Source organism: Shewanella sp. 30m-14 (assembly GCF_052977125.1).
Genome location: NZ_JBRILW010000023.1, coordinates 1 through 15,985 on the forward strand (window position 1 = coordinate 1; position 15,985 = coordinate 15,985).

Consider the following 15,985-nt stretch of genomic DNA (forward strand, 5'->3'; position numbering starts at 1 on the left):
CCAGTGCCAGTGCCAGTGCCAGTGCCAGTGCCAGTGCCAGTGCCAGTGCCAGTGCCAGTGCCAGTGCCAGTGCCAGTGCCAGTCTCGGTAGTTGTTAAAGTGGGTTTATTTTGCAGGGGACTAACTTGCTGAGCATTAGTATCTGTTGTCACCGCTACCGTAAAGTGAGGCTGATTATGCTCATTTGCGCTAAAGGTCAGCGGTTGTGCAATCGTGCTTAACTCGGGGCTTTTATCAGAAGTGGCATGAAAATGCGCTCCGGCTCTGAAACCTGAGGTTTGGATAGCGCTATGCAAACGTGTTCCTGTTGTTTGTTGATCTTGGCTATCTTGTGATGCTGGAGGGGTAACTTGCTCGTCTTTACTGGGCTGGATAGCTGATGTTTGAGCTTGTACATTGTCATTATTTGAACGTGTCGATGCTAGAGGATCTTCGCTAGGTGTGGCTTCCTTGTTTGAGGGGCTAGTGTCTACACCTGCTATGGGGCTGGCAGCGCTCCAAGATTTATCGGCAACGAGATCTTTATTACCAATGCTTGTCGCTTTCTCGGTATCTCGAAGCTCTTTTGCTTTTAAGCGATCAACATCTTTGTCGAGTTGTTTGGCTTTTAACTTGGATTTTAGATCGCGTTTTTTTTGCTGCGCGTGTTCGCTATCGGTGGCGTGATTAGGTGTTTTAGAGGCTGATGTGTGCTTATTCTCGTCATGACTCATTATTTACATCCTCTTTATCGCTCACCAAAAGCTTCGGTTACGTTAGTAAATACAGGCTTCCATAGATATTGAAATACCGTTTTGTCTCCAGTGACGATGTCTGCTTCACCAGTCATGCCAGGGATTAGATCAAACTGACCCGGTTTATCGGAAAAATAGGGTTTATCGATGGCAATTTGCACCTTGTAAAATACGCCGCCTTTTTCATCGGCATCGGTGCTCGGAGATATCCGTTTGACTATGCCGTCAAGGGCGCCGTAGCGACTGTAGTCAAAGGCATCAATTTTGATCCGTACAGGTTGACCAACACGAACGAAGCCGATATCTCGCGGAGAGAGTTTAGCTTCCATTAAGCCGGTTTTGGTCATAGGTACAATTACGGCAACCGTTCCACCTGGTTGGATAACACTGCCAGATGACGTGGAGGGGATGGATTGAATAATGCCATCGACGGGGGCGGTCATGGTATTTTCAGAGACCAGAGATCCAGATGATTTTAAGCGGGCAATAATACCCAGCAGTTCAGCCTGAGCATCGGTACGTTTTTCCCCAACTTCTTTGAGCAAGGTTGCTTGTTTCTGTTTCAGCTGTTGCTCTAAATTGAGCAAGTTTTTGGCCAGCACTTGTTGCTTACTTTCCATGCTTTTTAGCTCACGGATATAGGCATCAAGCTTTTGCTGCGACTCTAAAATACGTAGCTTAGAAACAGCTTGCACTTCGGTGACCGATTGCATCATCTTAAGTGTCTGCTCTGCGGTTTTAATCTGATCGCTTAACGGTGGAATTTCTGCTTGTAAGCCGTCAATTTCAGCTTGGGATTTAGCAATGTCTGACTCAGAAAGCCTTGCTACAGCAGTGCGCTCCTCATTCATACGCTTAAGTGAGGCGGTATGTAGCTTGACCAGTTGTGGGTACTCAATGGCAAACTCAGTAAAGTCGGCGTCACGCTTATCGATAAAGGCATCGTAACGTTCAATTTTGAGTAGTAAATTAGCGCGTTTACTGGCGAGCTCCTCCTCTGCCGATTGACTGTCAATCGAGACAAAGGTGGCAAGTATATCGCCCTCTTTAACGACATCGCCTTCTTCGACTTCAACAGAAGCAATGGTGCCTCCTGTACGGCTTTGAATAACCTGTCTATGTCCTAGCGGTACCACTTGGCCTTTGGACTTAGAGATCTCTTCAACATGGGTAAAAATAGACCACAGCAGCATGATCAGGATAGAGCCTGTGATAAGCAAAATAATACGCTTGATCAGCTTTCGCTCCGCTGGCGCCTCAATCGCATCGGTAAACTCGTGCTCAGGCCAGACTCGATTTGCTAGTTGTCGATTATCCATTAGAGAGGTTCTCCTGAGATGACGCAGCTGGTGGTTGCTGAGGTGCTTGTTCTGGAATGGGGCCGGCGTAAACCACAGCACCTTTATCTAAAATTACGACTTTGTCGGCTTGCTGGATCAACTCTTGGTCATGACTGGTAAATAGCACCGTTGCCTGTCCTTTAAGTTCACTAAAGGTTTTGAGGAGTTGCGCCTTAGCTATAGGGTTACGGTTAGCAATGGGTTCGTCTAGTACGATAAATCTGGACTGCTTAAGTAAGGCGCGAGCCAGACTAATATAGCTACCTTCAACGGCAGAGAGAAGCGTGTGACCGCGATTAAATAGGTTGATGTTTAAGTCATTTCCAAGTGCATTGAGCAGTGAGTTTGCTCCTGCGTCTTTTAAGGCTTTAGTCAGCTCCGCATCTGTCGCTTCAGGTTTTGCTATGCGCAGGTTCTCGGCTAAGGTGCCAGGAAATAGGTCCGGTTCTGCAGGACAAAAAGCGGCCCACTGTCTAAAAGCTTCAGGATCATATTGCTTAAGATTCTTACTGTTGACTGTGACATAGCCAGCTTGGGCTTCAACAACACCGATCGCCGCCAATAGCATTGAGGTTTTACCGCAAGCATTTGGACCGATAATCGCAACGTTTTCTCCAGGCTCAATATCGACGGTAACACCGGCTAGGGATGGCTCTAAGTCTGCAGAATAGCGTAACGTTACATGTTGAAAGCTGATGCCGGGTGCTTGATGTGTATCGGGTGTATCGAGCCTAAGCTCGTTTTGTTCAGTGCTTGCTTGCATAAAACGATCAAACTGAGTAATTGCAGAGCCCATCATGGTGATTTTTTGGCTGGAGGAAAAAGCCAGTTGAGCCGGCCCCGTGATCCGCCAAATCAGCATGACGCAAGCGATGAGTGCTCCCGGACTGATGCTCTGGTTTAACACCAAGAAAATCCCTGTAAATACGGTGACTAACGCAGTAAGCAGGCTCATTGCATGAGCGACGGCGGCATTAAGGCCATTGCGTTTTGCGTATAAAAAGTTTTGTCGACAGTTCTCTTTGCATTGACGAGCAAATTTAGTATTCCAGCCGTCAGTTTCTCCACTGGTTTTTAATTGTAATAGGTTCTTTGCTAGCTCATTAATCGAGTTTTGATAATCACCACTAATCGTCGGTGAAGCCGATTGTGCATATCTATTAACAGCTTTCATTACGAGGTAAAAAAGCAATAGCATCACAATGGGGACGATGACTAACCAACCACTTAGTAGGGCGATGGTCACAAAGGCGATGAGGGTAAATGGCAGATCGACCAAGCCTGCGCCGCCGGGACCGGCTAACAAAGTTCGTACTTTTTCAGCGTTGCGCATTCTTGCCATATGATTGGAGATCCCCACTCGAGAGAGCACCATCAAAGGCATGCTGAGTAGTCGTCTAAAGGTCAGATCGGAAAGATCTCTGGCGAAACGGTTGCTGGTGGTGGCTAATACATTGGCGCGAGTTAATCGGCTGGCGACTAATATTCCCAATGCGAGCGCTGCGCCGAGTGCAATGCTGGGGAGTACATTGGGAGCTTGCCCACCAATGACTTTATCGTAAACCGCCATGGTAAACAGGGGAACAGCCAGGCCTGTCAGGCTTGAAAGCAAACTAAGCCAAAATACTGGACGATACCATTTAGCCCTTTTGCTCATGTGCGCGGCAAAGGCGCGAATATTTTGTTTACTGCTTGGCAGGTATTCGATAACAAACAGGTGTGCAGGTTTGGGGATGGCACTTTCTTGAATGCTTTGCCATTGATCTGTAGCGATATCGAAAGCTTCAAATAGCTCGTCACGGCGGCGAGCAATAAAGGCGGGCTCAGTTTCGGGTACCACAATAAATGGATGGATCGATTGAGCGATGGCTTGCTGGTGTAACTTGTACACTGAAAAGCCGATATGGTGCTTCTTGAGTAAGCCTGCTAACTGAGAGGTATCAATATCTTGGAACGTTTGGTCATTGATTAAGTTGGTCGCTTGAGCAAAAAGTCCAAGCTGTTGAAATAAACTGATGAGTATGGGTTTTAGCTCTGGCATGTCAGGCTGCTTTTCAGAATGAACACTTACGGGATCTGTCGTCATCATATTCATCCTTGTGCCGGTGATGTTGTTGGCAGTATTTCACACTCGCCATTTGCGCTGACATTGACCCGCAAATCACTTTGACTGTTAAGGGTGTCAAAGTGAGAGGCGCACAATATGGTCATCTTGCCTTGGTACTGTTTAAGTACTGTCAGCAAGCGCACCTGTGAGTCGGTATCTAATGAGATCAATGGCTCATCGAGTAATAAAATAGAAGGTGACTGCACTAACGCCCTTACCAATGCAATGAGCTTAATCGCCCCCTTATTAAGCATTTGACTGTCATTCACGCCGACTTCGGTTTGGTAACCTGCGGGGAGTTTCGCGATACTCACCGTCAAACCTAAAGCTTCGGCTATCTCCATCGCTCTTGATTCTCGCTCCGGTCTAAACATGGTCATATTTTCTAGTAGGCTGCCCGCAAAAAGAGTGGGCCAGGGGGATACATAGGTGACTGATTGGCGATATTCGTTGGCGTTATGCTCTAGCTGTGCAATGCCTGCGATATAAATTGTTCCTTGCTCTAAATGGTGAAATGCGCCAACAACACTCAATAATAAACTGGCGTGGGTTAGTGGATCTGATGTGATAGTCACTAAGCTACCCGAAGGAATATTCAGGTTAAAGTTCGCGAGTTTTGCGCCTACTTGGTGACTTGCTGCAGCTTCAAAGGTAATCGGCCCAAGGGGGAGTTTTTGATGATACTGAGTGTGACCGTTAAAGGATTCTAGAGGTAGCTTGGCTAAATCATCGACATGAGACATGGCTGTTTTAGCTGATACGAGTCGAGATCGTAAACTGATGATTGCGCTAAGAGGAGCGATTGCGCGTCCAGCTAAAATTGAACAAGCGGCTAGGCCACCAGTCGTTAAATCTCCATCTAGCACTTCCAAGCAACCAATCAGTACGATTAATAAGGTCGTACCTTGGGATGCGCCTTGAATAAGTTCTTGTAGCTTGGATGAAAGCCAGTCGACCTGTTGTTGCAGTGCAAGACGGCGGTAATTGATCTCATTGTACGTTGTCGATAGTCGCGTCTCCATTGCTAAGGCTTTTGCCGTGGTTAACCCCGACAATACCAATATCAGCATACGAGAGCGTTCATTATCTGTTAGCGCTAACGCTTCAGTGACTCGGGTTAATTTTTGGCCTATCACTAGCACCAAGGCCCCAATAAGCGCCCAAACGATAATGGGAATAAACACGAGTGGGCCACCTATATAGGCGACGAGTGCTAAAAAGATCAGGACAAATGGAAAATCCATCAAGGCAACTAAGGCTTGGCCTGAATAGAGTTCACGAATGGCAGCAATGCTTGCCAGTCCATTAGAAACCTTACCCGCTCCGAGATTTTCCACATGATGGTAATCAGAACGCATCAGGGCGCTAACAAGGTTAGTGGTCGTTTTGAGCTCAAAGTTAGCCGCGGATGACGCCAACATCCAGCTACGAGCATAGCGTAGTAGTAACTCCAGCAAGATAGCGACTGCAACGGCAGAGACCAGCACACTTGCGGTGCCGTAGCCTTGATTCGGTAAAATACGGTCGTAGATTTGCAGCATGGTAAAGGGGAGGGCAAGTGAGAGCAAATTGATGAAGATTGAGGAAAGAAACAGTTCGGCCCAAGCCCGATTACTGTTTATTAAGCTTAAGTTTTTTCTCATTTGCTGACCTCATCCTAGACGGAGTAAAACAGTGTTTAAATGATAGCCCATAAATGGGTGTTTACAGTAACTTAACTTAAATTTAACAGCATGGATATAGTCAAAAAGAAGCATTAGAAGAGTTTTCTTTATGGGTGCACAAGGGGGAGAGGCGGTTAACTAAAAGGCATAATGAAAAAGAGTCAGCCAGCGGATGTCGATAATGCTGGCTGACGAATCACCTTACTACTGGAGTCTCTGCAAGGTCAGTTGGCAGGATTATGGGTCGTTATTACTGATGATTATCCGTTGCTGTTAATGTTATTTTGCGTGTTTTTGGCCTGCTTTCACTTTCATCGGATCTCCGTCATAGCCTAAGGCTTGCCAATCGAGTCTGCCTTGTTTGCTATGACAATCCTTACACTTGAGGGCATCCTCCTTAGGTGAAACCATATGGTTGATTGGCCACCACATCTCTGTGGCAGCAAAATCATATTCACCACTGTACTTAAGTCCTTTTTCGGCCATAGTTTGATTTTGCGCCATGCCCAGTTGAGCAGCTTTATCCCAGTCAAAAGTTTTCCAGTAGCCATCTTTACCAAAGACTTTTGGGGTGATGAAGATATTTAACTTCTTGTCGTAGATCTGTTTACCCGTATGTACTTTAAAAGGTGCGATTTTGGCTTTAGGATCCTTGATGTTGCCTAAAGGATGAGTCAGCTTAGTGACAGCGTTAGGCTGTATTTTATCGCCAGCCATATAAGCATCGGCTTTACCGTTATACCAGGCGTATTGAGGTATAACATTCTTAGCCCATACGAAGTCACCTTTCTTTTTCATGTAGTTGTGCTTGCCATATTCATCTCGGGTTTGTTCCCGGTCAGAGCCCGCGGTTGACCAGTCCCAACTCATTTTTGTTGGTTCGTTTTTAGCAAATTCAGGAATATGACAGGTTTGGCAGGCAACCGCTTGACTGTGCTCATTAAGCTTGCTGTTTTCATGGGGCGTACTCTCGTGACAGTTTACGCAGCCGATTGGGTTATTACCTCCAGGTGAGACGCCCATGGCATTACCTGTTATTTGGTGATTGAGCGTGGCGTGACAGTCTTGGCACTGAAAGTCATTACCGTCAGTATCCATATGCACATCGGTACGTTTGTCTGGGTAAGACATAGAAGAATCAAGATCGCCGTGTTTGACGCCATCGCCCCCGCCACCATAGAAGTGGCAGGTTCCGCAGTTGTCTCGCACAGGTGTTCCTACATTTTGCGCCACCCGTTCAAGGTTGACTTTCTTTGAGACTTCACCCGCGCCAGCAGGGTCTTTGACGTAGGTGCCGGTGGTGTCGTGGCAGATAAGACAGTCGACCTTGGTCATATCGGTAAAGTCGAAGTTATTGTCTTTCCAGCCGTAACCCGCATGACAGCTTGTGCAGCGGGGCTCGTTACTGGAGATCGCAACACAGAAATTATTAATGGTATTTTTCTTGCCACGCTTTACGCTGCGCCCAGGAAGAGACTGCTCTAGTTCCCAGGTCCAGTGTGATGATTTCATAAAGTCTGCGGCATGATCTTCATGACATTCTATGCACTGAGTTGTAACGTCTGAACCCGTTGCAAATGGCCCTTGGATAAACTCACTATGGTCTTGGGCTGCCCAGGTGCTAGTGCAGTGTAGGAGCATAGTGAGCAGGCTGAGTGTGATAGCTATGGTTTTCATGACGAATCTCCATCCCCTCGGTAATTAGCCGAGGGGGAATCCATTTTTGTTAGAAGTTGACGGTGAGAGAGGCGTTAACATCAAAGGCGGTGTCGACGACGGGTAACATTGAGTAAGCCGTGCCTGCGATAACCTCATCGATATCTTGAGGTGCTCCTACAGGCGTGCCGCTACCCGTATATTCAAAGTCATAGTAGAGACCTGCAAGCTTGATAAACATACGTGGATTGATATCAAACATGTAATAGGCTTCGCCGACATGGCCACGAGTCGCTAGCTTACTGCCGATAGGGTCGTCTTGCGCTTGCGTGAATGGGGTCCAGTATTTAGACCCATAGTTATATTCGAGACCAAATTTTCCGTATGGGGCAGGGATCTGAATACCGACATAGGCACCGTAACCCTCTTTTGGACCACTGTCGTCAGCGGCACTTGGCATCATGATGATCTCAGTGCCATCGGCGTTAAGCTGAGCTTCAAAAACGGCATCACTTAACATGCCACCGAACATGCCTGCGTTGCCGTTACCATCAGCGCGTGTCCAACCACCAGAGATAAACCATTTCACGTCATTATCTTCTTCACGTGCAAAGCCGATCCCACCTAAGAACATATCGCCAATAACACCGCTGGGCTGTACTCGAGTTTCAAAGTTAAAGTTGCTGAACTTCTGCATATCTTGATACATAGTTGGCGCAAAAATGCCCGCTAGCTGAGTCGGGAAGGCCATGGTGCCTTTAAAGCCATCATTGACATCTTTGGCGCCAAAGAGGGTGAATTGAAGAAAGTTTTTGCCATCATTTATCGCATCAATATTAAAGCCACCTAAGTGAGTATCTTTGGTGACGATATCGCCAAACATTTCGCCATTACCCCACTGGGATTCAAAGCCTTGGCCATAACAGATACGCACAACTTGGCCATCGACTCCGGTCAACTCTCCGAGCTTGTATCCTAATGTGGCACCATCGAAGTTAAAGTTGACTAAGTGACCTGATGGCGTTCCGCCTCGTTGCTCATTTTCACGATATTGGGTTGGGGGGCCATAGGTTGAAGGCCGACGTCCAATGGAGAGATAGAATGGTGAACCGTTGATGTTCTTCCAGTCGAAATAAGCGCGCTCGACTCTTAGCCAGTCGCCACTGGTGTTACCGCTGCTGGTGCCATCCATGGTAAATGAGCGCCAAGAATCGAATACTTGCACTCCGGTAGAGTCGCCCCAGTTTTTATACATAGAGAGCCGGCCCGCAAAACTGACGTTGTCCCAGACTTTGGCTTTTAAATTGAGGCGTAACCTTGTGGTGTAAAAAATATCGTTATCGATATCTTGAGTGGTTTTTTGAGCTAAAACATAAGGCATGATCCCCTGAAGCTGACCACTTTGGAATGCCGCCGCTAAATTCGGATCTGCCGCCATCATTTTACCTAAAGGTGAGCTTGGATCATTTGGCATGCCAAATGCGCCGGACATCGCTTTGGCACCAAAGTCACTAAAATTGACCTTTATTGCAGGGTTCCAGGTCACGTTTTGATAGTGAAGTGAGTGAGCTTTGGTACGAAAGTCGCCAGTGATCAAAATTCTGTCGAGGGCGGAGTGGCGCTCATTGTTATCGACGCGATCATTGAGATCGTCAATCTCGCTGGTGATGTCCTCTAGCTGTTGCTTTAGATCTGAAATTTTTTGAGCGTCGTTTTCATTGGCATATACACTGCCAGATAAGGCGATAGCATTGGCAACGAGTAGTGATATAAGGGTACGCATAACATCTCTCCTTTCGAGGTTTGACTTATCTTGCTGTTGTCTTGTCTCGATTGATGTTGAGGGGCAACCTGGACTTGGCTGATTTTTGGCAGCACGAGGCCCTGAGGCTTTCCCCATTTTTAATTTATCTGTTGGTTACTCTGAGAATCTAAGAATGGTGGTAAGTCGGCTTACCGCGTCTTAGCCACAGGTTTGCGGTTGATCTGAGTCAGCCGCATGGTCATAAAGGAACTGTTGAATATCTTTTAAGTCCTTTTCAGATAGCGCATTAAAGGCTTCTTGATCACCTTTGTGCTTCATACGTTTAAAGAAGCGATCCCACTGGCTCATGGTTTTTGTCATTGGAGTGATCTCTCCCCCCACATCACCTTTGCTATGGCAGGCTTTACACTCTTTTTTATAAAGGTGCTTACCCTTTTTAGGGTTACCGCCGTCTGCAGCCTGGGCTTGAAGCCCCAAAGACAGCGCAAGGGCAAGGCCTATTCCGATTTTTGAGATTGTTTTCATCATCAATTCCTTACTTTTTTATAGGTTTGATGCCGTCCTTTGCGTGGTTAATTAAATGCTTTAAAAATGCTTCCGTGTTGTTACTAAATTTAGCAGGTGTTGTTGGGTTAAATATTGAGCTTGATCATGTTCATGATAAAAATCTAATTGATAAAAAGATCATTGAATAAAATCTAATGGAGGTTGGCGTGTGTGTGCTTGCTGTTGTTTTTAAAGGGTTTTATGGTTTTGAGTGTGATTTTGATTATCTGTTTTTGTCTTGCGGAGTGTTTTTGGTGCGAGGTCTGTGTCACGTTTTTGGGTTTTAGCTATCCCTAAAGTGATAACTAGGTTGACTTGCTGTTAATAAAAAGCCCTAGCAGAAAGACTGGAAGGGCATTAACTTGTGTGAGGGAAGATTAAGGCTGTTGACGCGTAGGTGCTAATACGATTTCACGCACACATACATTTTGTGGTTGCTCGAAGGCGAACACGGCTGCATCAGCAACCGCTGTTGGCTCAATCACTCCGCCCATGAACTCTTTCCACTCGTTGTAACCCGCTTTGATCTCTTCGCTGGTGGTGTGGCTTAATAATTCGGTTTCAACTGCCCCAGGCGCAATCGTCACCATACGCACATCATCTAAGGCGACTTCTTCACGGATATTTTCTGTGAGTGCATGTACAGCAAACTTAGTGGCACAGTATGCCGCATGGTTCGGGAATGTTTTGCGGCCTGCTATTGAGCTCACGTTGATGATGGTGCCTGTTTTGCGCGCTTTCATATCGGCAAGAACCGCGTGAATACCATTGAGTACACCCATCACGTTGATGTTAAGCATACGGCTCCATTCGGCAGGATCTTGAACATCCGCTGCGCCCAGTAGCATGACTCCAGCGTTATTGATTAAGCAACCTACAGGGCCAAACTTGGCTTCGGCTGCAGCAATAGCGCTTTTCATTGCATCTGCATCAGTTACGTCAACACTGACGCATAAGCTATTTTCAAGTGCCAGAGCTTGCATAGGTTCAATGCGGCGTGCCAGTAAAAGCAGTGGGTGACCCTTAGCGCTAAAGGCTCTAGCCATTGCCGCACCAATACCAGAAGATGCACCTGTAATAACGATTAATTGTTTCATATCAGCCTCAATAAGGGGGTAGGATCTCGATTGATGAGTATTTTATATAAACCAATATTGTTGATATATAATCTATAGAGAATATGATTGTTTACATATGACTTCTAATGCTCGTCAACATACCGAGATAAAATGGATTGCCGTTCATGTATCAAGACCTAAATTTAGCAGATGTTCGCGCCTTTACCGTGATTGCAGAGAAAGGCAGTTTTACCCTTGCGGCTGAAAAGCTAGGTTGCTCTCGTTCTCACCTTTCAAAGCAGTTAACGCAATTAGAACGCTACCTGGGAGTGACCCTAATTACTCGCACAACAAGGGCGCAGCGATTAACAGAGCAGGGCAGCTTTTTTTATGAGCGCTGCCAACATGCCTTAGATGTTATGGAGCAAGCCGTCGCCAAGACGGTTGATAACGCCCATAACTTGCAGGGAAAAATCAATATTAACTGCGTTGGTGGTTATATCGGTGAAGAGATCGTCAACCAACTGGTGAACGACTTTATGAGCCAACATCCGAACATTCAGATCCATCTTGATTTTAGTAGCCAGCGAGTAGACTTAGTGCTTGATGAGTTTGATTTGGTCTTCAGAATGGGAGAGCTTGAAGACTCAGGCTTGGTGGCGAGAAAGTTGATGGACATTGCCAATTGTACACTGGCATCGCCGGCTTATATTGCTAAGCGCGGTCGTCCTCTGCATCCAAAAGAGTTGAAGAGCCATGCCTGTATTACCGGGTCGGTATACCACTGGAATTATCACTCTCGTAGCGATAAAAACCAAAAGGCAGAGGTCACGATTGCTGGCACTTTCTTATGTAAAAATGGCCGCGTGATGAAAAGTAGTGCGTTGGCAGGAAATGGTATTGTCAGATTACCTGAAATTTACTGTAGCACGGAGTTAGATAGCGGTGAATTAGTGCATGTATTTGAAGATTGGACCATATCGGATACACCGCTTTATCTGCTTTATAACAAAGATCAGTTTCAACCAGCTCGATTAAGGCAGTTTATTGATTTCACTACACAGCACTTTATGGAATATGTGGCGTTGCCAAAAAATTGAATTGAATTAATTTTGATCCCCCTTTAATCGGTTTGTTACTGATGATTGGGGTGGCAAACATTTTGCTATATAAATGTTTATTTAAGGTTAAATTTGTCATCCATTTTAGTCGATTTTGTCTTAGAATATCTTAAGAACAAAAATAACCTTTTTTCGATTTGAGTCGTATTGCTGCTTAGAGCGTTAAGGACATTAAAAGGTGGAATGGATGAACCTAAAGAAAATAGCACTAGCTTGTGCCTTGTTACATTGCTTTTCAGCCTATGCAGGGCAAGAATATTATGAGGCTCGAAGCGATGCTATGGGGGGAGCGGGCGTTGCAGCTTCAAATAAAGAGGGGGCGGCTTTTGTTAATCCTGCCTTACTCGCGATTAATGCGCATAAAGACAATTCTGCAGTACTGCTGATGCCTGTTCTTGGAATCGATATGGCTGATAGCGATGACATGATAGATAAGTTTGATTCGCTGATTGACTCATACGATGGCTTAGCTGATGCGATTGATACTGGCAATAGTGGTGATATTAATCAATTTCGTGATGATTTAGTAGCTGATTTAGAGTCGTTAAAGGGCACTTCAGCCTATGCGAGTGCAGGGCTTGGTTTCAGCGTGGCCATTCCACATCAAAGAATGCCGATGGCAATCTTCTATAAGACTTATGTCAACGCCGTCGGCGTTGCTAATATCGCGCAGTCAGATATCAATACCCTCAATAATTTAGATCCTAATAATCCACCACAAATTTCTGATTTAGACTCTCAAGGGCAAGTAGTAGGCGGCGCAGTATCAGATTTAGGTATTGCATTGAGTTTTCCACTTTCTATCGTCAATATGCCGATTGCAGTGGGTATATCGCCAAAGTTTCAGCGCGTTGACACCTATAACTATATTGCCAATGCGAATAACTTTGATGCCAGTGATTTTGACGACGTTAAGTACCGTAATGATGAGACTAACTTTAACCTCGATATCGGTGTCGCCTTGCAACCATTTGAAGGGCTGACGCTAGGTCTGTCGGGGAGAAACTTGATTAGCCAGGATGTGGATACCATAGAAGTTGAAGGGCAAAAGTTTACCTACCGCGTAGAGCCCTTAGTAACCGCTGGAGTGGTTTATGACTGGGGTATTTTATCGGTAACCACAGATATCGATCTGATTGAAAATAAGAAGTTTAAAGAGCTCGATGGTACTCAATATTGGCGCTTAGGGGGGGAAGTTAGAGCCTTTGATTGGATGTCGCTACGAGTGGGTTATCGCCATGATATGAAAGACTCTACAGCTAATCTCTATTCATTGGGTTCAGGCTTTGCCTTCGGTGATTCGTTTTTCTTAGACTTCACCGGTATGTTTGGTGATGACAATGCGGTAGGAGGCGTGCTGCAAACCTCCTACCATTTCTAACGAGTAACGCTAACCCATTAACTCTATCGTTGATTTAATGGTTAGGATAAGCGCACTGCCGCCACATAAAGCCAGAGTTAACGCTCTGGTTTTTTGTTTGTCGACTCGCCCAACCAATCGCCCCGCCACGATATATCCCAAAATCACAGAAGGTAGCAGCATTAAAGAGATATAAAAGTGATGCAAGGTCAGCAAGCCTGCAAATGCCAAAATGATCAAAGCAATCATCGAGCTGAAGATAAAGAAGGCCGATAAGGCGGCGCGAAATTGGCCTGCATCTTTACCGGAAAGCAAGATGGCAAGAGGCGGCCCACCAATTGCGGCTATGTTGCCAAAAATACCGGATAAAATGCCTGCGATAAATAAGCTAAATCGATTCACTGGAATGCTAAATTTCATCAAGCTTAAACCAACCGCCAATGCCACAATCGCGGCTATCGCCAGACCTAAAATCGGTTGCGGCGCAATTAAAATCAACGTCGCGCCGAGTATGCCGCCAGGAATACGACCTAAGAGTGCATATTGCAGGCCATTAAACTCAAGCTGACCTCGCTCTCTAAATAGGGTCAGCAGTGCAATAGAGAATCCCATCATGATAACAGGTGCAGGTACTAGGCTCGGATCGACGATATACAGCAAGGGGCTTGCAACGACGGCTAGGCCAAAGCCGATAAGACTTTGGGTTAGTGCGCCACAAAAGATAATCAGTGAGGCAAGTAGTAATGTAATGGGTTCGATCATCTGTTTATCCAGCCAAGACGGCTTATATGGGAACGAATATAGGTTGGCCTATCAGTGACGATGGCGTGAATCGATTTACAGGCAAACTATCAGTCTGCTACACGTTTATAGTGGTATAGAAGCAGATAAGGACTGCTAAGCAGTCCTTATCTGGAGATCATGTTTGTCGATAATCAATGAAGATTATTCAAGTTCTTCCCACTCAATGCCCATTTCATCCATTAGACGTTTAACCTCTGCAGGCATGCTGTCGGGTTTATCTTTAGTTAGATCGGCATCGTTTGGCAGTGGCTGGCCTGTGTATGCATGCAGGAATGCTTCGCACAACAGTTCACTGTTTGTGGCGTGACGCAAGTTATTCACCTGGCGGCGTGTGCGTTCATCGGTAAGTACTTTAAGTACTTTCAAAGGAATGGACACAGTAATTTTTTTCACTTGTTCATTCTTTTTGCCGTGTTCAGCATATGGGCTGATATAATCGCCATTCCACTCAGTCATTGACTCACCTGTAATTTCAAAATTCGGGGCAGATTTTAACCCTTTAAATTGTGCAGTCAAATTATTGCCTCTTATTTATGATAAATGCAAATAGATTTCTATATGCATGGACGTCTAAACGTCTAAAGTGGTTGACGAGGAGGATGTGCTTAGGTACATTTAGACGTCCAGACATCTCTAATAAGAAAATCAGTAACTAAGGAGTAGTACATGACCGAGCGTAAACTTGCCACCGCGGCAGTGCGTCAAGGCATTGAGTCCGATAGCCAACATGGCGCTGTTGTACCGCCAATATACCTGTCAACTAACTACTCTTTTGATGGTCATAAAAATCCAAGAGACTTCGATTATAGCCGCTCGGGTAACCCAACTCGCTCCATTCTTGGCGATGCGATTTCCGAACTTGAAAAAGGTGCGACGGGAGTGGTGACTTGCACTGGTATGGCGGCAATCACCTTGGCGACAAATCTACTCGGGCCAGATGATTTACTTGTCGTGCCACATGACTGTTATGGCGGCAGTTACCGTTTATTTACTAACCTTGCCAAGAAAGGTCAGTTTAAGTTGCTAGTAGTGGATCAGACTGACTCACAGGCACTTAATCAGGCGATAGCGCAAAAACCTAAGATGGTATGGTTAGAAACACCGTCGAACCCCTTACTTCGCGTGGTCGATATTGAAGCTATCAGTTCGGCTAGCCATGAAGTCGGCGCGTTAGTCGTCGTCGATAACACTTTTCTGTCACCTATTTTGCAACAGCCGTTATTACTTGGCGCCGATATCGTGATCCATTCTACGACAAAATATATTAATGGTCATAGTGATGTGGTGGGCGGTGCTGTTGTGGCTAAAGATCCTGAAGTCGGAGAGTTGCTGCATTGGTGGTCAAATACATTAGGGCTAACGGGTTCAGCATTTGATAGTTATCTCACTTTGCGCGGAATTCGCACACTTGCAGTACGAATTCGCGAACATCAGGCGAATGCGCAACGAATTCTTGATACCCTAGTCAATCATAAAGCTGTATCCAAAATTTATTACCCAGGGCTTAAAGATCACCCGGGGCATGAGATTGCGGCCAAGCAGCAAAAAGGTTTTGGCGCCATGTTGAGCTTTGAGCTCCAAGGTGGGGAGCCCCAGTTGGTGGAGTTCTTAAAAAATCTAAATTATTTTTCAGTTGCAGAAAGTCTTGGCGGCGTTGAAAGTTTAGTGGCCGTTCCTGCGACCATGACACATAGGGCGATGGAGCCAGAGGCTCGCGCTGAAGCTGGCGTAAAAGATACGCTTATCCGTCTTTCTGTTGGTATCGAAGATGCTGACGATCTTGTTGCCGATATTGAAGCTGCGCTTAATGCTGCAGCCGCTTGTTAATTA

The 15,985-nt window shown here is 45.8% G+C and carries 13 protein-coding genes; 3 read left to right on the plus strand and 10 right to left on the minus strand.

Annotated features, from left to right (window positions below; translation table 11 throughout):
* The 8 genes from ACVBIU_RS15835 to ACVBIU_RS15870 form a co-directional block, all read right to left on the minus strand.
* Positions 1–713, minus strand: a 713-nt coding sequence (locus tag ACVBIU_RS15835) for a hypothetical protein (RefSeq protein ID WP_447164241.1), incomplete at its 3' end; no start/stop codon positions are given.
* A gap of 14 nt (positions 714–727) precedes the next feature.
* Positions 728–2,053, minus strand: coding sequence for an HlyD family type I secretion periplasmic adaptor subunit (locus ACVBIU_RS15840; RefSeq protein ID WP_447161470.1), 1,326 nt, complete (start codon positions 2,051–2,053; stop codon positions 728–730).
* Positions 2,046–4,163: a peptidase domain-containing ABC transporter gene (locus tag ACVBIU_RS15845; RefSeq protein ID WP_447161471.1), complete on the minus strand. Its 2,118-nt coding sequence runs from the start codon at positions 4,161–4,163 to the stop codon at positions 2,046–2,048. Before ACVBIU_RS15845 ends, ACVBIU_RS15840 begins: the two co-directional genes overlap by 8 nt.
* Positions 4,164–4,165: 2 nt before the next feature.
* Entirely contained in the window at positions 4,166–5,824 is a 1,659-nt protein-coding gene (locus ACVBIU_RS15850) for an ABC transporter transmembrane domain-containing protein (RefSeq protein ID WP_447161472.1), read from the minus strand.
* Between the two features lie 300 nt (positions 5,825–6,124).
* Positions 6,125–7,522, minus strand: a complete 1,398-nt coding sequence (locus ACVBIU_RS15855) for a tetrathionate reductase family octaheme c-type cytochrome (protein WP_447164242.1) — start codon at positions 7,520–7,522, stop codon at positions 6,125–6,127.
* Between the two features lie 49 nt (positions 7,523–7,571).
* Entirely contained in the window at positions 7,572–9,284 is a 1,713-nt protein-coding gene (locus tag ACVBIU_RS15860) for a DUF3373 domain-containing protein (RefSeq protein WP_447164243.1), read from the minus strand.
* Positions 9,285–9,464: 180 nt separating this feature from the next.
* Positions 9,465–9,794, minus strand: coding sequence for a c-type cytochrome (locus ACVBIU_RS15865; RefSeq protein ID WP_447161475.1), 330 nt, complete (start codon positions 9,792–9,794; stop codon positions 9,465–9,467).
* Between the two features lie 395 nt (positions 9,795–10,189).
* On the minus strand, positions 10,190–10,909 hold the full coding sequence (locus ACVBIU_RS15870; RefSeq protein ID WP_447164244.1) for an SDR family oxidoreductase: 720 nt from the start codon (positions 10,907–10,909) through the stop codon (positions 10,190–10,192).
* Between the two features lie 146 nt (positions 10,910–11,055).
* Between ACVBIU_RS15870 and ACVBIU_RS15875 the strand changes: the two genes are divergently transcribed.
* Positions 11,056–11,970, plus strand: coding sequence for a LysR family transcriptional regulator (locus tag ACVBIU_RS15875; protein ID WP_447161477.1), 915 nt, complete (start codon positions 11,056–11,058; stop codon positions 11,968–11,970).
* A gap of 208 nt (positions 11,971–12,178) precedes the next feature.
* Positions 12,179–13,372, plus strand: coding sequence for a conjugal transfer protein TraF (locus ACVBIU_RS15880; RefSeq protein ID WP_447164245.1), 1,194 nt, complete (start codon positions 12,179–12,181; stop codon positions 13,370–13,372).
* A gap of 9 nt (positions 13,373–13,381) precedes the next feature.
* Here the strand turns inward: ACVBIU_RS15880 and ACVBIU_RS15885 are convergent, their stop codons facing one another.
* Positions 13,382–14,113: a sulfite exporter TauE/SafE family protein gene (locus tag ACVBIU_RS15885; RefSeq protein WP_447161479.1), complete on the minus strand. Its 732-nt coding sequence runs from the start codon at positions 14,111–14,113 to the stop codon at positions 13,382–13,384.
* Positions 14,114–14,296: 183 nt separating this feature from the next.
* Positions 14,297–14,611, minus strand: a complete 315-nt coding sequence (gene metJ, locus ACVBIU_RS15890; protein WP_012153825.1) for a met regulon transcriptional regulator MetJ — start codon at positions 14,609–14,611, stop codon at positions 14,297–14,299.
* A gap of 210 nt (positions 14,612–14,821) precedes the next feature.
* On the opposite strand from metJ, the gene metB reads away from it, so the two are divergent.
* Positions 14,822–15,982: a cystathionine gamma-synthase gene (gene metB / locus ACVBIU_RS15895; protein WP_447164246.1), complete on the plus strand. Its 1,161-nt coding sequence runs from the start codon at positions 14,822–14,824 to the stop codon at positions 15,980–15,982.
* Positions 15,983–15,985: the final 3 nt, after the last annotated feature.